Origin of the sequence: Carboxylicivirga marina (assembly GCF_016612505.1) — a bacterium.
Lineage (GTDB): Bacteria > Bacteroidota > Bacteroidia > Bacteroidales > Marinilabiliaceae > Carboxylicivirga > Carboxylicivirga marina.
In genome coordinates this window covers 1-22,982 of the sequence record NZ_JAENRR010000067.1, presented here as the reverse complement: position 1 = coordinate 22,982, position 22,982 = coordinate 1, and the positions used below count along the sequence as shown (strand labels likewise).

Annotated in this window: 19 protein-coding genes; 6 read left to right on the top strand and 13 right to left on the bottom strand. The window is 38.6% G+C overall.

Going from position 1 to position 22,982, the window contains the following annotated elements; all coding sequences use genetic code 11:
- Positions 1 to 93 precede the first annotated feature (93 nt).
- The gene (locus JIV24_RS18925; protein WP_200466648.1) at positions 94 to 576 is read left to right on the top strand and encodes a hypothetical protein; all 483 of its coding nucleotides are present in this window, start codon (positions 94 to 96) and stop codon (positions 574 to 576) included.
- A 3-nt stretch (positions 577 to 579) separates the two neighbouring features.
- Positions 580 to 855 carry a sigma-70 family RNA polymerase sigma factor gene (locus tag JIV24_RS18920; protein WP_200466647.1) on the top strand — a complete coding sequence of 92 codons (276 nt, stop codon included), beginning with the start codon at positions 580 to 582 and terminating at the stop codon, positions 853 to 855.
- Between the two features lie 228 nt (positions 856 to 1,083).
- On the opposite strand, the gene JIV24_RS18915 is transcribed toward JIV24_RS18920, so the two are convergent.
- From JIV24_RS18915 to JIV24_RS18905, 3 genes are all read right to left on the bottom strand, one after another.
- On the bottom strand, positions 1,084 to 2,892 hold the full coding sequence (locus JIV24_RS18915) for a methyl-accepting chemotaxis protein (protein ID WP_200466646.1): 1,809 nt from the start codon (positions 2,890 to 2,892) through the stop codon (positions 1,084 to 1,086).
- Positions 2,893 to 3,038: 146 nt separating this feature from the next.
- Complete coding sequence (locus tag JIV24_RS18910) at positions 3,039 to 4,451, bottom strand: M64 family metallopeptidase (RefSeq protein WP_200466645.1); 1,413 nt, start codon at positions 4,449 to 4,451, stop codon at positions 3,039 to 3,041.
- A 149-nt stretch (positions 4,452 to 4,600) separates the two neighbouring features.
- Positions 4,601 to 6,904, bottom strand: coding sequence for a glycoside hydrolase family 20 protein (locus JIV24_RS18905; RefSeq protein WP_200466644.1), 2,304 nt, complete (start codon positions 6,902 to 6,904; stop codon positions 4,601 to 4,603).
- A gap of 177 nt (positions 6,905 to 7,081) precedes the next feature.
- Here JIV24_RS18905 and JIV24_RS18900 point away from each other — a divergent pair, with 177 nt between their 5' ends.
- Together JIV24_RS18900 and JIV24_RS18895 are read left to right on the top strand one after the other, a co-directional pair.
- A complete protein-coding gene (locus JIV24_RS18900; protein WP_200466643.1) occupies positions 7,082 to 7,546 on the top strand; it encodes a hypothetical protein in 465 nt (154 codons plus the stop codon).
- An 82-nt stretch (positions 7,547 to 7,628) separates the two neighbouring features.
- Positions 7,629 to 8,345, top strand: a complete 717-nt coding sequence (locus JIV24_RS18895; RefSeq protein WP_200466642.1) for a DNA alkylation repair protein — start codon at positions 7,629 to 7,631, stop codon at positions 8,343 to 8,345.
- 79 nt (positions 8,346 to 8,424) lie between these two features.
- Here JIV24_RS18895 and JIV24_RS18890 read toward each other — a convergent pair whose 3' ends face one another.
- The 10 genes from JIV24_RS18890 to JIV24_RS18845 all read right to left on the bottom strand — a co-directional run bounded on the left by JIV24_RS18890 (position 8,425) and on the right by JIV24_RS18845 (position 19,947).
- Positions 8,425 to 11,223, bottom strand: a complete 2,799-nt coding sequence (locus JIV24_RS18890) for a T9SS type A sorting domain-containing protein (RefSeq protein WP_200466641.1) — start codon at positions 11,221 to 11,223, stop codon at positions 8,425 to 8,427.
- A 162-nt stretch (positions 11,224 to 11,385) separates the two neighbouring features.
- A complete protein-coding gene (locus tag JIV24_RS18885; RefSeq protein WP_289048485.1) occupies positions 11,386 to 11,691 on the bottom strand; it encodes a sulfatase-like hydrolase/transferase in 306 nt (101 codons plus the stop codon).
- 163 nt (positions 11,692 to 11,854) lie between these two features.
- Positions 11,855 to 12,397, bottom strand: a complete 543-nt coding sequence (locus JIV24_RS18880) for a glycine zipper family protein (protein WP_200466639.1) — start codon at positions 12,395 to 12,397, stop codon at positions 11,855 to 11,857.
- Between the two features lie 16 nt (positions 12,398 to 12,413).
- Positions 12,414 to 12,911: a nuclear transport factor 2 family protein gene (locus JIV24_RS18875; protein ID WP_200466638.1), complete on the bottom strand. Its 498-nt coding sequence runs from the start codon at positions 12,909 to 12,911 to the stop codon at positions 12,414 to 12,416.
- A 48-nt stretch (positions 12,912 to 12,959) separates the two neighbouring features.
- On the bottom strand, positions 12,960 to 13,994 hold the full coding sequence (locus JIV24_RS18870) for a hypothetical protein (RefSeq protein WP_200466637.1): 1,035 nt from the start codon (positions 13,992 to 13,994) through the stop codon (positions 12,960 to 12,962).
- A gap of 366 nt (positions 13,995 to 14,360) precedes the next feature.
- A complete protein-coding gene (locus JIV24_RS18865; RefSeq protein ID WP_200466636.1) occupies positions 14,361 to 14,843 on the bottom strand; it encodes an outer membrane beta-barrel protein in 483 nt (160 codons plus the stop codon).
- A 509-nt stretch (positions 14,844 to 15,352) separates the two neighbouring features.
- A complete protein-coding gene (locus JIV24_RS18860; RefSeq protein ID WP_200466635.1) occupies positions 15,353 to 15,712 on the bottom strand; it encodes a hypothetical protein in 360 nt (119 codons plus the stop codon).
- Positions 15,713 to 15,923: 211 nt separating this feature from the next.
- A complete protein-coding gene (gene ftcD, locus JIV24_RS18855) occupies positions 15,924 to 17,612 on the bottom strand; it encodes a glutamate formimidoyltransferase (RefSeq protein ID WP_200466634.1) in 1,689 nt (562 codons plus the stop codon).
- A 436-nt stretch (positions 17,613 to 18,048) separates the two neighbouring features.
- Entirely contained in the window at positions 18,049 to 19,296 is a 1,248-nt protein-coding gene (hutI, locus tag JIV24_RS18850) for an imidazolonepropionase (protein WP_200466633.1), read from the bottom strand.
- Positions 19,297 to 19,572: 276 nt separating this feature from the next.
- Complete coding sequence (locus JIV24_RS18845; protein ID WP_200466632.1) at positions 19,573 to 19,947, bottom strand: DUF1987 domain-containing protein; 375 nt, start codon at positions 19,945 to 19,947, stop codon at positions 19,573 to 19,575.
- Positions 19,948 to 20,484: 537 nt separating this feature from the next.
- Between JIV24_RS18845 and JIV24_RS18840 the strand changes: the two genes are divergently transcribed.
- Entirely contained in the window at positions 20,485 to 20,988 is a 504-nt protein-coding gene (locus JIV24_RS18840; protein ID WP_200466631.1) for a hypothetical protein, read from the top strand.
- Positions 20,989 to 21,504: 516 nt separating this feature from the next.
- Positions 21,505 to 22,950 (top strand): DNA replication/repair protein RecF, encoded by a 1,446-nt coding sequence (locus JIV24_RS18835; protein WP_200466630.1) that lies wholly within the window; start codon positions 21,505 to 21,507, stop codon positions 22,948 to 22,950.
- The last annotated feature ends 32 nt before the right edge of the window (positions 22,951 to 22,982 follow it).

Sequence of the window (22,982 nt, the reverse complement as noted above, 5' to 3'; positions counted from 1 at the left end):
TATTTAGTTGTTTACATACTAACAGGCGGGAGCAATTTTTGATCAAATTTGCGTAATGAAAGATCTGCACCCATTTTAAATAAAAACAGCGCCATGAAAAGGAAAAAGATTATTACGTTACTAGCCGTTTTTTTCTTAGCTATCACAGTCGGTTGCGAATCTGACGATGATATGCTAACATCGAAACAAATCCTGTCAGAAACATTAACTCAAGGAAAATGGCAGGTTAGTCTGAATCATTCACCATCGGCCAATACACTTGACTTTGTGGATGTAGAGCTCACGTTCTCTAATGATTTCAAAGTGTTTGCCCTTACGAAAGATGGCTCTACCGGTATGGATATTATTCAAAATGGGGCTTATGCATTAGTTTATGATGACACTGATGAAAGGGATCCAGATGAAGATCTCGAATACTATTATGAACGGGATCGTAAAAAAGATTTATACCTGTCAATGGCCTTCTCTATGAATGAACATATTATTTTTAATCATCGTTGGAAGGTGAAAACTTTTACTTCAACTTCGGTTAAACTCAAAGCTAACGACGTGATATTAGTTTTAAATAAAAACTGAGAATTGAATGGCATAGTGGATTTTCATTCATTTTTTCCAACTACGAAGTGCGATTATTTAATGATCGGATTAAGCGGTTTGTTGCTTGCTACAGGTTTGTTTCAAATGAATAATATCAATGATAAAATAATCATTAATGAATTGCGGAAGGGAAACAAAGATGTTTTTCAGGTTGTTTTTCACCAATACTATCCTTTGCTGGCTAAGTTTGCTCATCGCTATGTGTACGAATCCAATGTTTGCGAAGACTTGATTCAGGATGTGCTTACCTCATTATAGATTGATAACGAATAAGAACGTCCTTGACTTGGGCGATTTAATATGCCTGATATGTAGATAAATAAAGACAAAACCTTACATATGGCTATGCTTATACGGACCGACGGAATCGTTTTGGGATAAGTCGTTTATAATGTCTGTTGTAGAAATGGTGACGTAACTGAGCCTATAAATAACAAAAGCGACTAAATACACTTTTAGCCGCTTTTGTTACTTTCTATCTTTAGTTTACTCGTTTTCTTCTTGTTCTGTTTTTTCCTCTAATTCAAAATAGTCCATCATCGCCATTAACTGATCAGCCTGAGAATTCAGCTCCTCAGCACTTCCCGCAATTTCTTCACTGCTCGAAGCATTTTGCTGAGTGGTAGTATTCATTTGCTGAATAGCGGCGTTGATTTGATTGACTCCATCTCGTTGCTCACGTGTGGCAGCCGCAATTTCTTTTATCAGTTGATTTGAAGCCTGTATCGTTGGAATGGCTTCATTGAGTTTATTGTTTGATTGTTGCGATAACTCTTTGCTCTCACCTGCAATACTAATAATCTGTGCCGCAGCTGTCTGACTTCTTTCAGCCAGCTTACGTACTTCACCAGCTACCACAGCAAAACCCCTGCCCTGTTCACCTGCACGTGCAGCTTCCACCGCAGCATTTAAAGCTAAGATGTTGGTTTGCATTGCTATTTCATTAATGATATCTATTTTATCACTAATCTGCTGATTGGCTATAGTTGCTTTATTTGATTCGTCAGTGGTTTCCTGCACACGATTAAAAGCGATAGATGACTTTTGCTCACTATCATTAGCATTTGTATAGTTCTGCTCAATGTTGGCTACCATTTCTTCCATGGTGGTCGAAACTTCCCCTAATGAGGCTGCCTGACTACTTGCTCCCTGTGTAAGCACATGGGTACTGTTATTAAGCTGCTTGCTGGCGCCTGAAAGTTGCTCGGCTCCTGTTTTTATCTCACTAACTACCTCGCGTAACTTTTCATTAGTGGTATTCAAGGCTTTCATTAGTTCTGTTATCTCATCCTTACCACTCATATCAACCGAATGATACAATTGTCCATTAGCCAAAGCCTGAGCAATATTTATTCCTTGTTTAACAGGTTTGATGATGTTTAATATTGTTATTCGACTAACTACTATACCCAGTACGATGGCAATGATAAGAAATGTTAGAATCAGGGATTTAGAACTGGCAATGGTATTTGCTTCTGTGCTGGTTGCATTTTCGGCAATGCGAGCACTAAAAATACCTACGAACCAGGCTGCATCCTGCATTTGCTTTTGATACAATCCCTGTTGACTATTCTTACCTGAATACTTCTCAAAAATCTTCTGGTAGCTTTTGTAAGTCCTTTCAATATTGGCAATGCTTTTCGTCAGATTGACATTGTTCTGCTCTTTAGCTCGTTCCATTGATTTGAAAAGCTTATCAAACTTGCCAATGACTTTATTTAATAGTTGCTCATTCACATCGCCATTTGACAGAAGCGGCATGGCAATAAATTCCAGTGAAGCCAGACGTACCTGGTTGTGTGCATCAGTAATAGCTTTCGAGACTTTTACGTTGCTGTTGAGTGTTCGATCGAAATTAATAAATGCACTTACCGTGTTACCTTGCTTACCCCATTTTTTAATGATCTCGATTTTCTCAACTTCGATGGAGGCGTAATTGTCGAATGCTTCCAAATAACTTTGGGCGTTCATCAGTAATGAGTCAATGTTAGCATCAGTAAAGGCCTTGTTGCTTTTCGCCTGTTCCAAAGTCTCATTCGTATTGGTTAGAACATTAATGATGTCTTTAATGCGCGAGGTGTCCTTGTAATGCACAAAATACTGTGCTTGCAAACGTGCACTCAGCAAGTCTTTCTCTGCGCTTACCAATATATTTTTGGCATCAACAATACTTTTGGAACGATTAATACCTCTACGGCCCGTTACACCAACAATAACAGCTAAAACAACTACAATTGAAAAACTAATAACTAACCTTTTTTTGATCGAAAGGTCTCTTGGATCAAGCAACTTCATTTCTGCGGAGTTTTAATCATGCATCTTACTTCAGGGCTTTTTACTTTATTAAAGAAAAAAAGATACAGTCAATTCACTTTATTTTAACAAAAAAGACTATTCGTCAAAATTCAGAATAGTCTTTTAAGGATAATCAGGTATGCTCGCTATTTTGTATACTGGTCAATAATTAGTTTGATGGCACGCTGACAAGCCGGGCAGAAGACATCATGGCGTGTAAACATGATGCAATTGGCCGAACTACGATACATGCCTGTTGCTTTGTATTGTGCTCCTTCAAAAGCCCCAACCTGGCCACTGTATTTCATCGAAGCCAGCAACTTGTCATCCCATTTTCGCTTATCGATAAAGAATTCTTCCATGACACTTTCAGCCACCTTTTGTTTGCGCAGCTCGGTTCGCTTTTTTTGAAACTCAATACTGTGTTCATCATACTTCTTTTTATCCCATGGTGTTGGAATAGGCGTACCAGGTGTCACAATATCTTTCCATTTGATAGTCTCAGGATCTGGATTGGCTGTTACATTTAATTCCCAAGGTTCCAAATGCTCCGCATCCATTTCGTAGGCAGTGGCCGAGGTGTAATATTCATCGGCCAGGTCAGCAAAGTGATGTCCAAACTCATGCACAAATAAATATTCCTGAAAGGCATTATCAACCGCCGCTGTGATATAAAGGTTGTAAATTCCGCCACCACCATAGATTGAATCATTCATTAAGATGGCAGTGAATTCATATGGAACAGCAGCAGAAGCATTCCGAATGGTTTTGTTATCGTAGCCCAAAGCATAACGCTCCGAGTTGAAAGCACCATAGGTAACCGACAAAGCTGAGCGGGTGTGAATATCCTGATGAGGATGGTTAACGCCAGAATGGGGCGCTGGTGTTTCAACGGCTCTGATGGAGAATTTGTTTTTGTGCTTAGCAAATGGTTCACAATTTAACAGAACTTCAGCAAAACGCTCGGCATCTTTATGAAACTTATCCATATCTTCTTTGGCATAACCTTCACCCAACACCACTATATCAACTTGTTTTTCAGGAGAACCGTTAACCACCACATCAAAGGTATTGTAATGATTAGTAACCGGCTTAATAAATGCTCGATGGTGCTTAGGATTTACTCTATACGTCCAAACCGCGTCGAATCCATTTTTGCGGTTACGTTTGTAGATAGTCACATCCACCTCTTGCTTAGGCCATGGAAAGCGCAATGACTCATGGAAGCTACCCCAGTTTTCTTTGGCATCGGGTGTTGTTTCCCATTCACCATATATGCTTGAATAACCTCTTGAATAAAGGACTTCACCTGATTGAGGCTCTTTAACATCAAATAAGTATTTGCCCAATCGGAGTTCATCAATTAAAACAGTTTTACTTCCGGCCCACTCACCATCATTAACCATTTGGTCAAAGGCAAAATGTTCCTCATCGGCATTGCCAACATGATTATAGTCAAGGCGCATAGTAGCATCACTAAAATGCCTATTGTACTGTGCATAGCTGCTGGTTGTAACAATGGCCAGCAAGACCATTAATATAAAGTAGTTTTTAAGCATAGCTTGAATATTGAGTTGTTAATCAAGAGGCAAGTTAGACAAACTGATGTAAATAAGATATGTGTTTTATCACTACAACATAAAAAAGCAGTAGTTATGCCTCGATATAAGGAGGTATACTACTGCCTTTAAAGCTTAGATTTCATTATTTACTCAACAACCACTTCATCAATAAATAAGAACACACCCATGTTATTAATACGAGGATAAGTAGCCTTAACTTTAATGTATTGAGCACTGGTTCTGTTAAATTTGACAGGCAGCATGCGATGGGTCACCTCTGCCGACCAAGGCTTCTGGTAGGTTTTGTCAAGCTGCCAGCTGCCTGCTTTAGTGAAGTTTTTTCCATCATCTGATGTAAATACCTCGAATGAAACCGGATAGAATATGCCGGCCCCGGTTTCTTCAACGCAACTCAGTTGAACCGAATGAATGGCTTTAGATTCTTTAAGATTAATAATGGCTTCAAAATCTTGATTGAGGATACCCAACCATTTACCATTGCCCCATTTGTCTCCTCCAAATTTAGTATCAACCAAAGTGGACGGCCCATTGGCGGAATATTTATCAGTAGGTTCACAGTTTAAGATGACTTCAGCACCCGCTGCTTTGTGCAATATGGCTTCTTTAACTTCAGTTTCACCATAAACAACGCCGTTTTTAACAGCAATTGCCTTAATGGAGGTCGATGCATCTATGAGAAATGGTTCTTTGTATGCCATTGATTGATAATGGGTGGGCTCACTGCCATCTATGGTAAAATAAATATCAGCATTTAGCTCTGTCTCAATCGTTACTTCCATTTGTTGAGAGTGAGGCAAAAATTCAAATTTTATTTCCGGGCGCAAAGCACTATGGGCATAATTAACACCAAGGTTTTCGTAACGTTTCACCATCACATCCATTTTTTGTCTGAATTGCTGCCAGTCTTTTGTGCCTTTTTGTTGCCAGGCTATTTCCGAAAGTGCAGCAATGCGCGGGAATAACATGTACTCAACCTGCTGTTCATTTGGCATGTATTCAGTCCATATATTTGCTTGTACTCCCATCACCAAGTCGGCATATTGCGGTTCTAAATCAGCTGGTATTGGTTCGTAATCATATACTTTTTTGAGTGGCGCATTACCTCCAAACGCTTTAGGCTCATGCTTGCTCATACTTTGGTAATGATCAAAATATAAATGCGAACCAGTCGTTAAAACAGTAGGGTGACCTTTCTTCAGGTATTCTTTTACCTGCTTCTCTGAAGCCCAAAACATGACTGTAGCTGAAGGCGATAATTGTCCTTCCAGTATTTCGTGCCAACCAATTAGCTTGCGATTTTTATTTTTCAGCCAGGTATCAAAATGATTGATAAAATGACTTTGCAGCTCATGGGCATCATAAGCATTTTGTTTCATCATCTTCAGGCAATCAGGACACTCATTCCAGTGCTTCTTATTTACCTCATCTCCACCAATGTGGATGTATTCAGATGGGAACAGTTCCAGTACTTCTTCCAACACCTCTTCTAATAGCTGATAGCCTTGTGAATTAGAAGCGCAATACACCCCCGTATCCTTGATGTGTTGACCATTGGCATCTTTACATGCCAGATGCGGGTAGCACTGAAACACAACCTCAGAGTGACCAGGTAGTTCTATTTCAGGAATTACAGTTATATGCTTTTGCGCAGCATAAGCCACCACTTCTCGTATCTCATCCTGGGTATAGTAACCACCATATTTTTCATCCTTATCGCCCTCGCGCCATACTTCAAATTCCTGCCAGGGTTTTAGTCCGGGTTTTACTTTTCGCCAGGCACCAATGCTGGTAAGCTCCGGATGCGATTTGATTTCGATACGCCAGCCAATGCCATCAACCAAATGCCAGTGAAAAACATTCAGCTTGTGCATCGCCAGGTAATCGATGTATTTTTTAATAAATGAAGTTGGCATAAAATGTCGGGATACATCCAGGTGCATGCCTCGCCAGGTAAAACATGGTTTGTCAGTTATGCGACAGGCCTTTAATTTTAGTGATGTATTCGCATCAAATGATGCAGGCAATAACTGCCTGATGCTCTCAACGGCGTAAAAAATACCTGCAGCACCTGCCGATTGCACCAGGACTTGTTTGCTATTAATATCTAAGATATAGCCTTCATGACTTAAAGAGTCCAACTCTGGAGCAATCTGAAATACGAAATCAGCTTCTTTGTTCGTCTTTTCAGAAGACCAAAGTAACTCAATGTCTTTCCGGGTAATATCCTTTAATAAGGAAATAGCAGGCAACATGGCTGAGTCGGATAGATGCACCGTTAAAATATTATTGAGTGCAAAAGCCTTATCAGTGCTTTGTTCAACCAAAAATGGTTCGGGTATTATTTCAATGAGCGTAATTTGTTGCTTGTTATTGCAGCCTGACATTAGCAGAATAGCAAGGCTTAATAAGTACCAAGGTTTAAATCTCATGTTTGTGTGTATTTGTTATTGCATTGTAAAGATAGAGTTACAACAGAAGAACCAATTTGCTCCGATAGGTGAATATTGTTCAGATAACTCTATGGATGTTGGAAGAAAGTAATATTCACATGCATACCAGTCATTAAGGTTCAATGATTATCTTAGTAGCTGATAAAAAAAAAAGTAATGATAGAATCCAATGTTCTTGGTAAAACCTTCGGGCCAGTTGGCTCATTTACCGGTATAGTCTTATTCTGTTTTGGATTGTACAGTGTGGTAATTGGTGCTTTAGGCGGTATAGTATTAATTATAACAGGTGCTTTTATTGCATTTACAAGACCATATACTTCCATAAATTATGAGCAAAAGAAAGTAAGAAGTGGTGATAAAATATTCGGTTTTCTAAAAACCGGAAAATGGAAAGATATTACGGGAGATATGAAGGTTGGCCTATGGAGTTCAAGTAAAACCTATCGTACTTATAGTCGTAGTAATCGCTCGCTTGACATAACTGAAAAACGACAAATAATATGTCTTTTTAATGCACAAGGAAAGAAGTTAATGATGCTTAAAAGTGTTCAGAAAGATGAGGATATGCATGAAGAACTGGAAACTATAAGTGCCAACTTAGGCCTGGAGATTCTGCAGTAGTTTTATGAAATAGTAATCGCTTATTGGAATGTTATACCTTAAATTAGAAGGTAAAAGGAAGTGTCATTAAAGTAACAGAACCATGATAGTCAATAAAATCAAAGCGATCAATCAATTTTGCATTGCGAATTCAGATGAAGAAATTATTAAAAAATATGCCAGGTATTTTAAGGAAGGCTATGATGGTTATGGAATTGAGCAAAAGGCGTTTGAAACACAAAGAGATAAATGGATTGCGGCCTGGCAAGATGAAATGACACTCGACGATTATTTAGATCTGGCTGATGAATTGTTTAAGCACGGCAAGCTGGAAGAAAAATCCTTTGCCATGTCATTTATTAATGCACAACGAACACATTATTCTAAAAACACATTTGAACGCATTGGCAAGTGGTTTGACTATGGTATCGACAACTGGGCAACTGCCGATGTACTATGTATGCTCGTGTTATCAAGCTTTTTAATAGATAAAGTAATTGACTTTGATGAGCTGAAAACATGGAATAACTCTGATAATGAATGGCAACGAAGAGCCGTACCTGTTACCTTAAATGAACTGCTTAAAAAAGGATTGCAAGCTAATGATGCCATACAAACCATTGCACCTTTAATGCTCGACAAATCGATTTACGTTCAAAAAGGTATTGGCACTTTGTTACGTGGCTTATGGAAAAAGTACCCTGAGCCTATTGAAAAGTTTTTACTGGAATGGAAGGATACATGTGGACGGCCAATTATTCAATATGCTACCGAAAAGATGGATAAAGAAGACCGGAAGAAATTCAGGAAAACAAAGTGACAATTGTAGCAATTTCAAACAAAAAACGGCCGCTAATCATTAGCAGCCGTTTATTACATATTCAAAATATAGTTTTAGTCTATCTGACAGTCTGTATTATTTTGCCTTGTACGGATTGCTTGCCACAAATAATACGATAGAAATAAATATTGCTTTCTGTACTTTGGCTTCGGAAGTCAAAGTTATAAGTAGTGCCTGCTTCAACAGAGCCTTTATAAAGGCAATCAATTAATTCTCCGTTAATACCATAGATATTGACTATAGCGTCAGCATCATACTGAGATGTAAACTCAATGTTCGTTTTGTCAATAAATGGGTTAGGATATGTTTTTGCTGTCAACTCATCTTTACTTTCAAATGTGAGTGTGTCATATATCAAGCATTGTGCTGCTTTATATGCCACCCTAAACTCTGTTTGTGCTGTTCCTGTTTGCGGGCAAATGTTAAAACTGAGATCAAAAGTATCCTGCTTCTTTCCAAAGTCGCTGATATCATCTATTTTAAAACCATATAAGCTGCTTGTTGGATCTGTATTGTTTAGCTCAGTTACCCAGTTGTTCGAATTTTTAACAACACTTACAGAGCCATTTAATACTTCAATAGTCAAATGGGATAGTTCGTAACGACAAGCACCATCGGTTGTTACTATCGCATGATAAGTGTAACAACCATCATAAGTTTGATACATATTAAGCGGACTGATATCAAAACATGTGTTTTCACATTCCTCAATCGTATTGATGTCATCATTATCTTCGCCACCACTACCGCCTGTGTCATTATTAGAATCGCTGCAGTTTATCGTTATAGAATCACTTGCAATACAACCACTTGAACTCCTCACTTCTATATTGAAGGTAGCTGATCCAATGCCTGCTGTATAAATTAATTGCGTCGCTTGCTCATCCTGTATATACCAGGTTTCATCCGCATTAGTTATCGACCAGGAGAACTGTTCCGAATTGTCCATATGAGCATTAATAACATTATCGGTGCTTCCACATATGACACTCGTCGGCTCAATCAAAACAACCGATGGATGAACTGCCTCATGAATGGTTATTGTTTGTGAAGATGAACAGCCATTAGCATCATCAATTGTGATAAGGTAATCCCCAGCAGTCAAGTTATTGCGCGATAAATCATTATAGCCATCAGACCATTCAATGCTATAAGGTTCTATCCCACCATTTATAGTTATTTGGGCTGAGCCCGATGCTTGCTGGCAATCTGGTTGCTGGATTAATACTGAAAAGTCTAGCCCGGCTTCAGGTCGCCCGATAAAAACACTTTCTGTAATGCTGCAACCATTGGCATCTATTGCTTTAAATTCATAGTAGCCTTCTTTATCAACAATTAATGGTCCATCAACTAGTACAGCATCGTAGTAAATGTCATATGGAGGTGTGCCACCGGCCCCGGTTACCGATACGATAATGGATGAATCGGCTTCCTGACAACTGGCTCTTTTAACAGAGGTATTAATGCTTATTTCATTAGGCTCACTTACTTTTACATATTCGCGAGCAGTACAACCATTAGCATCGGTAATATCTGCCCAGTACCAGCCTCCTGTTAAATTGTTTATTGTCGACGTTGATTCACCATTGTTCCACACAATTTGATAGGGCTCGGTGCCATTCGTTATTGTTAACGAAATTGCTCCACTGTTGTCACCATTACATTGTGGTTCTGTTAGTGAATGATCCACTGATATTTTCTTAGCTACTACATAACCGGTTTTTGTAATTGAGCAGCCATTGGCATCGGTAATAGTCACTTTATGGCTTCCGCTGTTAAGCTTAGATGCAGTCATGCTGGTTTCACCGTTATTCCATAAATAGGAGTAGGGAGGGGTTCCTCCGTTGGCTGTTACAGTTAGTGTGCCGGTTCCTTCTTCATAGCACTCAATTGTGCTTGTGCTAATAGTAGCACGCAAATCGCTTTGATTAACAACATTGAAGTTCATCGTTTTTTGACAACCAACGACATCTTCAATGACTGCCGTATACTGACCTCCACTGATATTGTTAAGGTTTACACCAGTTTGTCCCGTATTCCAGGAGATTGTGTATGGTTCAGTTCCTCCGGTAACCGCCAGATGAAGGCTTCCATCATACGAGCCACAATTCGCATGTGTAATGGTCGCAGTGGCATTAATTGCTGTGGGTTCGGTAATTTCACTCTCCAATGTCAATGTCTCGCCATTTGCATCGCTTATGGTTACAGAATAAAGACCAGCGGATAGACCTTCTATATCTTCAGTTGTGGCACCATTGTTCCATAGAAACTGGTATGGCGGCGTACCATTAATTACGGTTAAATCTATTGAGCCATTTTCTGCACCAAAGCAATTTAATGGCGTGGATAAGAGGTTCGCTTCAAGCTTCTTGTCTTGCAAAACAATTTTGTCAGTAAAAACACAGGTACTGGTCTTGTAGCCAACAATAAAACTCTGCGTTAAGAGTTCATTTGTACAGTTTTCATCATTTGTGCAGATGGTGTAATTAAGGGTGAATAAACTGGTTTGTCCATCTTCTCCAAAGCCTTCTGTTTCATCAACCTTTAAGCCACTAATATTAGTAGTAGGATCGGCACTGTTTAGCTCCATCGGCCAGTTCATTGAATTGGTGGCTTCGGTTACTCTTCCGCATGGTATTTCTACTGTGTAATGAGACAAAGCCTGAGCACATTCAGATGCAGAGATCCGTAGCTCAATATGCAGGCAGGTTTCATCTTGAATGACCTGAATCACTTCAGTTGAAAAACAGTCATTGCATTCTTGTGCATTGGTAATGCTGATAGCTGATATGCATAGCAGCGCGACAAGAATTCCATGTTTAAGCGGGTTAGGCTTTTTTGTCTGATAGAATTTCATATGTAACGTGTTTGGGTGTAGGTTATATACTCATTCATCACACAAAAGGTTGCATTGGTCAAATAAAAGAATCGTTTATGGGTGTCTTCATTAACGTTTGCTAGGCATCTGGTTTTATTGCCATGAATACGATTACAGAAGGCTTGTGGCGAAAAAAATCAGTTAACACTCAATGAAGCTTTCTGATGAACAGTCATTGGTGCTAACTGATTGTATTTTTAATTTCGAACGATTAATTTTACCTGGCCAGCGAATGGCAAACGGCACACGTAAAGCACCTTCAAAACCAGCAAACAATGTGGCTTTCCAAGGACCTGCAAAACCATGTACAGTCGTTTCCACTGTGAAATTTGTACTTCCGGCATTAAGTCCTTCAGGCCCATTATCAGCCGTAAAAATAAAAATGGTATTATCAGCAACACCAAGCTCATCAAATTTATCCAACAATTCACCTGTATATGAATCAATCTGGAGTAATACCGATTACAAACCAAAACGATTGATGAAAAATCAATCTGTTCTTTTGTATCGGCATTAACCATTGTAATTAGCAAAATGATTTATCAATCATTTTGCTAATTACAATTGGTATAATAAGTCAGCTCACAGCCATTGCTTTGAATAATCACATCTATTTCACAGTATAGCCCTTGCCCTCCAAACATGCCGAAAAGGCCTTTTTAAATTTGTCTTTGATAGCTTGCTCCTGAGCAGCAGCGTTGGCATTATTTTGCTCTTGCTGTTGATAGTTGCCATATCTCTTGGCTCGCCGACCTCTTATAGCGCCAGCCGTAGCACCGATCGCGGCACCTTTGCCAGCATCGCCTGCGATAGCTCCAATGGCAGCACCAGCAGCGGCACCTCTGGCAGCACCCCTAACTGCAGAACCATCTGGTCCTGTGTTTACTTGTTCTGCTTCAACCTTTGGCAAATTTAGTGGGTCAAGACCGGTATAATCCATAGCCCATAAGTAGCACTCAAATTCATCTTTTTTCTGTTGCTCTTTTGATTGCCCCTGAGAAGGAAAAACAATAAGTCCTGCTGTTTGTGAAATTTGGTTATAAGTCATTTTTGAGGTATCGGGCAAGACCTGAGTGGTAGGTACCTGAGCCAACGATATGCAGTAGAAGCCTACGGTAAAAATTATTGTGAAGAATATTTTTATTCTTTTCATCGCTATAAGTTTTGTATTAGTCATTAATTTCGGTGTATGTAAAACCTAGCTGTCTGTAGGCATCAGCTTCATTATAAAAAGTATAGCTTTTAATTATCTTATTATCTTTGATGAGGTAAATAGAGTTAGCCCAGATGGTTGCTGTTTCATCAGTGTGTTTATACTTAATGGTTAATTCGGCCCAATTCGACACCCAATCTCCTTTGTTTTCACCATCATTGATTTTAACAGTTGCGTTTCTCGAACGGTGATATTTGATACTTTCGTAAAGGTTGCTTACTAATACCTGCCAATTCTCTACCGCTTCTTTTTTTCTAATTGAATCGCCATAAGAAGGCCCTAAGCCAAGATAATCATCATGCAGCAAGTTCTCCATGGTCGTATGGTCCAGATTTTCAACTGCATTTACATACTTTTCTATTAAAGCGAGGTTATTCTGTTCAGTTGAGTTATCAGTATTGCATGCAGTTATCATGCAAAATATGAGCATGGTACTAAATAGTAGTGCTTTCATAGTTATTAAATTGCTTATGTTTCTTTTTTTCGATTTGCTCATTATCTACTAGAGGCTGAACCTATAATTAAAAGAAGCCAGAAACGATTTACGATCTCCAATAATACCAACTTCGGAGCGTACCTGCCAATGCTTATTTAATTGAAACTGACCTCCAACCAGCATGTTCCATTCTTCTTTCGGTGCCTTATCCATTCCATAATTCACTGTTGATTCACCTTCTAAATTACCTATTGCCTCAAAGAATTCGGTTAGATTGGTTTGATCAACTATGGCTTGTTCAACTGGAGACAAAGCGCCATACCAAGCTACATAGTCAGCATATATTTCATCTGCACGCACCCAGGTCTCTGGAGGTAAAGCATCAACCATTTTGACAGAGCCAGCTGTATTGGAATTCATACGGGCACGCATGCCACCTATCCACACCGCAATATTTCGATCAGGCCGTTGTCTAAAAGGAAACGTTTTACCAATGCGAACACCAAGCACTTTGGCCAACACCGGGTCTTCGAGAAGTTCCGGTCTAGTCCATGTCCAATTGGCATCAATTGAGGTCCACAAAGGGCCTAAACCAAAACCTGTCATCACACCAAACCCTGTTGTGGTCATATCTTGCTGAACAATTGATTTTAAAGGAACGGGAATAGTTAAATTGATTTCTGTTGTTGAAGAACCATAGCCAAAGAGTCCATAGACATTTAAGAAAGGAAAGATCCAAATATCTGGCCTGAAGTTGATAGCATAGGAGGTGTTTCTGTTTTCACCAAAAGCAAGAAACTCTTCTGGTATAGGTTGTGAAGGTCCATTAATACCTAATTGAAAGTTATCGATAACTATTCCCTGATCCATCCAAATATAATTGACCATTGCACCGATTGGGTATGGGAGATCAAAGCCTCGCTTATAAGCTGCTTGCCCAAGAATAGGGAAGATGTAGTCGTATTCAACCTGCTTAATACTATCAATATAAGCCTGTTGTTTCTTGCTTAACTTCCGGCTGGCGTACTGTGCTTCAACAGTGATACAACCAATAAATAATAGAAGTATACCTATTACTAGAGGAGTTTTAATTCTTTTCATAGTGTTATTATGTGTTGGTTAATATTTTTTTCAACATGCCTCTTCAAGTTACAACAAATCATGTGTTAAATTCAAGGGCAGGCTTATATTAATAATAAGTGAGCACGTTAAATTGTTCAATATGAGTGTGATTAATAAGGTCATCGTTGTAATTATTGAAGAATAATAAGAACTGAATACTTCATTATCAATCTAGTCATATCGGCTTGAGTGCAATAATTGATTGAAGCGTATATTCTTTTATTGCACACAAAAACGGCCACCTTAAAAGGCAGCCGTTTAAATATTACTTTATGTTTGTCGCGATAAGCTATCTTTCAATAGTAAGGAGCCTAAAAGAACTTTTTCATAGAATCTGTAATGACTTTAGAACAAGTATTGAATGCTTGCCCCAAACCTTAGGTATGAACCATCCATAATAGTGTAGCGGAAATCTGGCGCGAGGTTAATTTTTTCCGATAAGAGGTAATTCATTCCAACACCAATATTAAATCCTGCAAAAGTTTCAGAAACTGATACATCCTGAAATTTAAACTTTTCCATATTGATCGCCAGGCCTGCCAACGCATAGAAATTCATTTTGTCACTCTTTTGACTAAAGACGTAATGGGCATCGAGATCAATAACGTTAGCACTAATATAGTCCTTCTCAAAAATGTGCGTAAAACCAAAGGCACCTTCCCATTTTTCATTAAATGCATATACTCCATTGAAGGTTAAACCAATGTTATTAAACTCAGTGGCATAAATTAATCCACCACCAGCTCGAATCTTTGATGAATCAAAGGACTGTGCAAAAACATGGCTTGCCAAGGTAAGGGCGATAATGATTAAAATGTTTTTCTTCATGGTTCAAAAATTTAATTTCTCAATAAAGGTTTTTGATAATTCAAGGCTAACAAAGGTCTATGTTGCCCTAAAGGATATGTAAGTTAGTGTATTTGTAGTTATTAACCTGAGTTCGACGTAAAATTAATTGCTCAGACCGTTTGTAAATAATTGGTTTCAAGGAACAATTGCGAAGGAATAGCGGGCTATTTCTAGCAAATGCGACGTAGAAAACAGTTGTTTACAAATGGTAAATCAAACTTTTTATTAAATAACTAATCTACTTCTTTAAATTTTATCATCATAGCTCGCTATGCTTCAAAAATTTTCATTGTATATCAGTCATTTAACAAAATCTGAGCTGTTTAATTTTAATCGAACTCAGGTTATTATGCCAGGTATGAAAATCGAGTCGATTATTACGGCAATACACCTTACTGTCCTTAACAAAAAACGGCCACTAATTTCTTAGTAGCCGTTATTCACCTGGTAATTATGTTTAACCCGAAATATGCCTTAGGAATCCGGGTTTAATTTTGTGATAGTTCGTTTGAGCTAATGGCTTCATTCAGGTCTACTGTCACATATTTATGACTCATGAAAAACTTATGATCAGATGATAGCTTAATGGTCGCTACAACTTTTCCATTTTTCTTTTCTTTAACCGAAGTTACTTCAACCTGTTCACCAACGATTGTATTGTAATCGGCAACGCCACCTTTTTTAATAATAAAGTTGTTTTTAGGAAAATGAATGTGTTGATACTGGTTGTTTTCAACCTTTGCGATGGTAAACACATCACCTTCTTTAACGTCTGCACCTGCACCTTGTGCAAATGAAATACCTGTGAATAAACCCACTAAAAGTGTTAATAATACGAGTTTTTTCATGCTGATTTGTTTTTAAGTAAATAATTGGTGTTAACTATTATCGTGTTAAGCTTGGTATAATAGCGCAGGTTAAAGGTGGTATTCAGAATTCTCCTGACAGAACTGATGGAGACGGGACACAATACAGGTCAATGCCTGATTAGAAGGGGAGTTTAAACGACCACCTCAAAGGCAGCCGTTCTATTCTCATTATATAATTAGTCTGAAGCTATTAAATCTTGCCATTTACAATCTCTAATATCTCTTTCTCTTCCTGAATGGCTTTGTCTTCAATTACTTTACCATCAGCCAGTACTTTCTCCACATAGGCTTTGTCATCTAAGCCGGCTGCGTTGATTTTCACATTCAGGTAAGCGCCCATAACGGCTGTGCGAGCACATAAAGCACCAACACCTGCATCCGTTACCGAGTTAGGGTTACCAACTTCGGCCATGGCACGAATCACTTCGAAACCTTTGAATGCTACCTCCATTACTCGGAAAGGCACCTGGATTGCGTACTTGGTTGCATCGTCAATGGCTTTTTTACGAGCTGCTTTTTCTTCGTCGCTTCCTTTTGGTAAACCGAAAGCATCCATAATTTTATTAAAGGCATTGGTATCTTCATCAACCAGACTCAATAGCTCTTTTTCAACAGCCATACCTTTTTCTGCCCAATCGCTGAACTCTTCCCAACGCTCGTCCCAGCCACGCTTGTGAGCCGATAGGTTAGCTACCATAGTACCTAAAGCAGCACCCAATGAACCAACATAAGCTGAGATTGAACCTCCACCAGGAGCTGGTGACTCAGAAGCTGTTTCATCTGCAAACTCAGTCAGATTCATGTCAATCAACTGCTTCTTCTCGTCCTTAAGGATGTACTCAATAATCTTCTTATCCGGGTCGAATGGATATAACTCATCCAAGCCCATTGATTTAATGGCAATCTTGATGATTTCACGCTCAGGAATACCTGTTGAACGCTCTTGCTTGCGTAAGAAATACTTACCGGCATCTAACATAGCCTGCAACGGCACAACACCTACCATCTCCGAACCCGTCACACGGATACCACGTGCATTGGCGCGCTCGTAGACAGCCTCGTAAGCCTTATGCAATGAGGTTACAGTAATGTCCGTCAGGTTCATTGAGATTTGAGCCACACCGTACTCCTCAATAAACCAGCCAATACCTTTTACTGATTTCAGCATACCAGGGATATTCACCGGATTACCGTTTTCGTCTTTTACAATTTTACCGGTTACCGGGTTGCCTTCGCGCTTCACACGACCACGCTCACGCACATCAAATGCAATGGCATTAGCACGACGAGTAGAAGTGGTGTTCAAGTTCACATTATAAGCAATCAGGAAATTACGGGCACCAACGGCCGTTACACCCGATTGAGCAACACTCTCGTTCCACTCAGCAGGACCAAAATCAGGCTTCCACTCTGCTGTACCAATACGTTTTGAGATAGCCTCGTACTCACCTTCGCGGCAGTTAGCTAAGTTTTTACGCTTATCTTCTTTAGCGGCAAACTCGTAGCAGTAGATAGGAATGTTTAACTCAGTACCAATACGCTCAGCTAACTTGTGAGCATACTCCACTGTTTCTTCCATGCTGATGTTAGCAACTGGCACCAATGGACATACATCGGTAGCACCAAAGCGTGGGTGAGCCCCTTTATGCGAACGCATATCAATTAATTCCTGCGCTTTTTTAACAGCCTGAAAAGCCGCTTCACACACCTCTACCGGTGTACCTACAATAGTTACAACCGTACGGTTAGTGGCTTGTCCCGGGTCAACATCAATTAGTTTAACGCCGTCAATCTTTTTAATTTCATCGGTAATCTTGTCGATGATAGTCATGTCGCATCCCTCAGAAAAATTAGGAACACATTCTATTAGTTGTTGCATCTTATTATGTGTTTTTGTCGATTTATATTTTTTATTCAGATGAAAGACTTAAGATTTAAGACAAAAGATGATTCTCAGCATATCTGTTTTCTAATGTCTTGTATCTTTTTTCTTGCGTCTTTTTCATTATTCAGCTTCCCCATCGCCTCCGGCACTTCCCACAGGGGAAGATTTAAACCCATCCTGGAGAAAATTCTCTCCTTGGGAAGACACCCGCAGGGAGAAGGGGTTAATTGTCTTTTGTTTATCTATTATTTAAATATCCATATATTTTGACCACCTCACCACTAATGTGGGACTCCTCCTTTAAAAGGAGGAGAGTGACGCAATGCCGTCCCCTCCTGAATTTTAGGAGGGGTGCGACAGGCGGGGTGGTATTTTCAAATGTTAATCAAAACACAAGCAATAAATAGTCTTGAATCTTAAATCTATTTTTTTAAATCTTAGTTCCATTCAATATCGTCGTCTCCACCTTATTCTCGCCATAAGCATAAGGCAAATATTCAATACCCGGAATCGGCTTTGTAATGACCAAATTGGCCTTTTTGCCAACACAGATAGAACCCAATTCCTTATCCACGCCCATGGCATAGGCTGTGTTCTTGGTCACGGCATGAATCACCTCTTCAGGAAGCATGCGGTACAGTACGCTACCCATGGCCATTATCAACTGCATATTACCCGATGGCGACGAGCCCGGGTTAAAGTCAGAAGCCAAAGCAACCGGCAGGCCGGCTTCCATCATCTGGCGAGCAGGTGCATACGCCATGTTCAGGAAGAAAGCAGCACCTGGCAAGATGGTCGGCATGGTACCTGAATCTTTCAATGCTTTCATTTCTTCTTCGCCTGTAAACTCAAGGTGATCAACCGACAGGGCATTGTACTTAACACCTACCTGAATACCACCCGAATAATCTAATTCGTTGGCGTGTATCTTTGGTGTCATGCCATACTTAGCTGCTGCTTCCAATATGCGGTCGGTATCTTCAACCGTGAAGAATCCTACATCGCAGAATACATCTACATAGTCAGCCAATTTTTCTTTGGCAACAGCAGGTAGCATCTCATTAATCACCAGATCCACATATTTCTCTTGCTGCCCACGGTATTCCATCGGGATGGAGTGCGCTCCCAGAAAGGTTGACTTAATGGTTAAGGGGCTGGCTTCTTTGAGGCGCTTAATCACGCGAAGCATTTTTAATTCGCTTTCGAGCGTTAGGCCATAGCCACTCTTAATTTCCACAGCACCGGTCCCCCATTTAATGATTTCCTGCAGGCGAACCATGGCATCATCAAACAGCTGGTCTTCACTGGCAGTAGCCATTAGCTTGGCCGAGTTAAGAATACCGCCACCGCGGGCTGCTATCTCTTCATAACTTAAACCCTTGATTTTATCCACATACTCCACATCGCGGCTTTTAGGATAGACCATATGTGTGTGTGAATCACACCAGGCAGGTAACACCAGGCGGTCGCTAGCATCAATCACTTCCACATCGGCCGAAAGGGCTGACTCATCCAGCTCGCTCATTTGACCATAGGCATGTATGTAAGGGCCTTTAATTAATAAATAGGCATCGTCAATTAATGGCAAGGTGGCCATTTGAGCGCCGGCAATATATGGCTGGCTCTCCTTTTCGGTCTGAACCAGTTTTTTTATGTTCTTGATTAATAGCTGCTTCATTGCAAAATATTTATCTGCTTTTTACGGTTTTAAAAGTAGAACATTTGTTAATAGTAAGCCTATGATTTTAATCAATTGGGGTTTTTAAAGTCCGTAGCACTGAGTCCGAAGTCCGTAGCAGTACATACAGCAATAAATTAACACTGAGCCGCAAAGGCACAGAGTTTATAAAAATTAACAAGCTGCTAGTCCAATCTTCCCTTGTGCTACCGCACGAGTCCTCTCGTGTGGTAATTAACACTCACGCGAAAGGATTCGCGCGATAGCGGAGAATTTTTATACTTCTATAATTTGGATAGGAATACCAACAATGGATTGATAGTCCTCACCTGCCTCTATCATATCTTCATCATTTTTATTACAATACCAACTAATATTGGTGTCGTTATTTTGGCTATATATGGTTTTTAATTTCTTAAAAACACTCAATAGAAAAACAGATGAACTTGTGTTAAAATAATCAAGTTTGATTTCAACCTTCGTAACAGGTGATGGGTTTATAGAGTACTTATCGAGCCATTCTAATATGGGATCAAATAGATTGTGAGGATTTTCGGGAATAGATTTTCCTTCTATTTGGATGTGGCCATTATTGGAATTAAAATTGAGGTAAGGGGTTTTTGTGGTGGCTTCTTTTACTAATGGTTCCATGGCTGGCTAATTTAGTTTGGGAATAAGTCACATCTAATATAAGCATTTTTTTTAAAATTGATATTATGTAACGCTATGGGCGTAAGTGTATTGCGTGGTTGTATTCTTAATCGGATAAGGTTTCTTTATTGAGTTTGTTACGTGTTTAAGTTGTCAAAGGGGGCTTTATTTCTGTTATGTGGGATTGTTTTTATAGAGGAGTATGGTGTCAAATCATCAGAGTTTCCTAATAAGTAATAGAAGCGCCAGTGTAAACTGCTCGGGCTTGCATTTAAATCTAATCAGGCTTGTCATTTGGTATGAGAAAGGTTTGAAAAATAGCTCCATCTTCGTTCTAGTACCTATGAGCTTGTGTATTGTAATAGCTTGATGTTGTCTTATATAGCAAACTAAGTATCTATTGGATAGAATAGTTTATCTATTACCTAGTATCCGCACGTAAATATTTGGAAAAATCGGTAAGTCCTAAAAATAAACACTCATAGGGCTTGCTCGATTAAAATATTTTCACCTGTTTGGGTGAAAACATCGTAGCAGATGAAAATTACATATTCTAAGGAAAATATCAACTCTTTTGGCGGAATAAATTTCGCAGACCATATTATCAGTAACAATTCACTATACGAAACCATAAATCAAGAACTTGGACAAAGAGGTGACAAAGCTACTTATTCTTATAGCGATTTAATACGTTCGTATTTTCTCTTAACCCTTTGTGGTGGTGAATGTGCCGAGGATATCACAGAAAACCTTTGTAAAGAGTTGGGACAAGTAAAAGGATTTGACGTATGTTCTGCCGATATTTTATTGCGCATACAAAAAGAACTGTCCACACAAAAGGAAACCTACGTTTCAGATACGGGCATTGAGCATGATTTTAATGTAAACACAAAAATGAACAAGTTAATAGTCAGGTTATTGATAGAAAAAAAGCAGCTTGCTCCAAGGAACAAAGACTATATATTTGATTACGACAACCAATTTATACCAACTGACAAATACGACCTTGTGCTACCGCACGAGTCCTCGTGTGGTAATTAACACTCGCGCGAAAGGATTCGTGCAATAGCGGAGGTATTTTAAAGTCCGTAGCACTGAGTCCGAAGTCCGTAGCAGTACATACAGCAATAAATTAACACAGAGCCGCAAAGGCACAGAGTTTAAAAAATTAACAAGCTGCTAGTCCAATCTTCCCCTTGGGGAAGTGCCATAGGCGATGGGGGATTAATCGTCATTGAAAGTACGCATTTCCTCAATGCACCACTCTTCATTCATTCAAAACCGTTCATCATAAATATTTATCCATTACTAAAGCCATAACAACTATTTATCAACATAACAATGTGTTTGTCAATATTAATTCTAATTTAGTATTCACTAATCGGAAATAGAACCGCCTCCCTAATCAGGGATAATGTGAGAGTTATTGAGGCGGTAAATAAGAGTTAAATAGTAAATGTATTTGCAAGTATGTGTGCATAGTAAATATACCGGTTGTGGAGATATAGATAGAAATTAGTTATGCCCAATTGAAATAAAGCTGCCAAACTAAATAATATGAAGAAGCTTGATATAAAACTTGAAAACTGTTTTGGGATTTCCAAACTTGAAAAGGAATTTGATTTCAATGGAAGAAGTACAAAAGTTATTTATGCTCCTAATGGATGTATGAAAACTTCTTTAGCAAGGACATTTCATGCTATTTCACAAGCTAAAGAGCCAAAAGATGAACTTTTCCCTGATAGAGAAAGCAAATGTTTAATTAAATTCAATGAGATAGATATTTCACCAGAACAAATATTGGTGGTTGACTCATATTCGGATAGTTATTCTTCTAAAGAAAAGATGGCTACCTTGCTTGTGAATTCTGAATTGAAGAATAAATACCAAGAAATTCTTGAAAATATTGACAATAAGAAAACAGAAATCTTCAAAGATATTAAACGTGTTTCAAGTTCAACAAATGCAGAAAATGAAATTAGTTTAGTTTTTGAAGGGAAAAATATTTTTGAAAAACTCTTTTCACTTTCAGAAGAAATAAACCAAACCGAATACAAGGAAGTTAACTTTAAATATGGAGATGTAATAAACCCAAAAGTATTTGAATTTTTTAAGGTAAACTCTAGTTTAATCGGTGAGTATCTAGAAAAGTATACAGAGTTAATTGAATGTTCAAATTTTTTCAAGAAAGGCATTTTTGGTACAGATAATGCGATTGGTGTAAATAAATCATTGTCAGATAATAGGTTTTTTGATGCAAATCATAGAGTAGTTTTAGAAAATGAAACTGTTATCACAAACAAAGAGGGACTTTCAAATTTAATCAAGGAAGAAAAGGAAAAGATTTTATCTGATGAACAACTTGCAAAAAAGTTTGATAAGATAGATAGTGCTATCACGAAAAATGCACAATTAAAAACATTAAAAAGAACTCTTGAAAATAATCCAGACTTAATTTCTGAACTTTCAGACTTCGATGAGTTTAAAAAGAAATTGTGGATTAACTATTTTGCCAGCGTTAAGGAAAGCTATAATTCTTTAATGGAATTATACACTGAATCTCAGGAAGCTATAGCTTTAATAGTTGCTCAAGCTAACTCAGAGAAAACTGAATGGGAAAATGTTATTGAACTTTACAATAATAGATTTGATGTGCCATTCAAATTAGAGGTTCTAAATCAAGATGACGTAATTCTTAAAGATAAAGTTTCACCTAATATTGGTTTTACCTACTCTGACGGTCGAGGCAATAGAGATATTGATGAAAATGCGGTTAAGAAATCTTTGAGTACAGGAGAAAAAAGAGCTTTATATTTATTGAATGTGATATTTGAGATTGAAGCGAGGAAAAAGGATGAAAATGAATGTATTCTAGTATTAGATGATATTGCTGATTCATTTGATTATAAAAATAAGTATGCAATTATTGAGTATTTAAAAGATATTTCAGAGTTTCCTTGCTCTTTTCGTTCCAAAACTGGACCACTATTGCAGCGGTTATAATTACTTTTAGTTCCTTGCTGCCTATTGAAATC

What these genes read in the sequence shown, in the direction of transcription:
- JIV24_RS18925 (WP_200466648.1), top strand. Translation starts at nt 94, where the DNA reads ATGAAAAGGAAAAAGATTATTACGTTACTAGCCGTTTTTTTCTTAGCT.
- JIV24_RS18915 (WP_200466646.1), bottom strand. Translation starts at nt 2,892, where the DNA reads ATGAAGTTGCTTGATCCAAGAGACCTTTCGATCAAAAAAAGGTTAGTT.
- JIV24_RS18910 (WP_200466645.1), bottom strand. Translation starts at nt 4,451, where the DNA reads ATGCTTAAAAACTACTTTATATTAATGGTCTTGCTGGCCATTGTTACA.
- JIV24_RS18905 (WP_200466644.1), bottom strand. Translation starts at nt 6,904, where the DNA reads ATGAGATTTAAACCTTGGTACTTATTAAGCCTTGCTATTCTGCTAATG.
- JIV24_RS18900 (WP_200466643.1), top strand. Translation starts at nt 7,082, where the DNA reads ATGATAGAATCCAATGTTCTTGGTAAAACCTTCGGGCCAGTTGGCTCA.
- JIV24_RS18895 (WP_200466642.1), top strand. Translation starts at nt 7,629, where the DNA reads ATGATAGTCAATAAAATCAAAGCGATCAATCAATTTTGCATTGCGAAT.
- JIV24_RS18890 (WP_200466641.1), bottom strand. Translation starts at nt 11,223, where the DNA reads ATGAAATTCTATCAGACAAAAAAGCCTAACCCGCTTAAACATGGAATT.
- JIV24_RS18880 (WP_200466639.1), bottom strand. Translation starts at nt 12,397, where the DNA reads ATGAAAAGAATAAAAATATTCTTCACAATAATTTTTACCGTAGGCTTC.
- JIV24_RS18875 (WP_200466638.1), bottom strand. Translation starts at nt 12,911, where the DNA reads ATGAAAGCACTACTATTTAGTACCATGCTCATATTTTGCATGATAACT.
- JIV24_RS18870 (WP_200466637.1), bottom strand. Translation starts at nt 13,994, where the DNA reads ATGAAAAGAATTAAAACTCCTCTAGTAATAGGTATACTTCTATTATTT.
- JIV24_RS18865 (WP_200466636.1), bottom strand. Translation starts at nt 14,843, where the DNA reads ATGAAGAAAAACATTTTAATCATTATCGCCCTTACCTTGGCAAGCCAT.
- JIV24_RS18860 (WP_200466635.1), bottom strand. Translation starts at nt 15,712, where the DNA reads ATGAAAAAACTCGTATTATTAACACTTTTAGTGGGTTTATTCACAGGT.
- ftcD (WP_200466634.1), bottom strand. Translation starts at nt 17,612, where the DNA reads ATGCAACAACTAATAGAATGTGTTCCTAATTTTTCTGAGGGATGCGAC.
- hutI (WP_200466633.1), bottom strand. Translation starts at nt 19,296, where the DNA reads ATGAAGCAGCTATTAATCAAGAACATAAAAAAACTGGTTCAGACCGAA.
- JIV24_RS18845 (WP_200466632.1), bottom strand. Translation starts at nt 19,947, where the DNA reads ATGGAACCATTAGTAAAAGAAGCCACCACAAAAACCCCTTACCTCAAT.
- JIV24_RS18840 (WP_200466631.1), top strand. Translation starts at nt 20,485, where the DNA reads ATGAAAATTACATATTCTAAGGAAAATATCAACTCTTTTGGCGGAATA.
- JIV24_RS18835 (WP_200466630.1), top strand. Translation starts at nt 21,505, where the DNA reads ATGAAGAAGCTTGATATAAAACTTGAAAACTGTTTTGGGATTTCCAAA.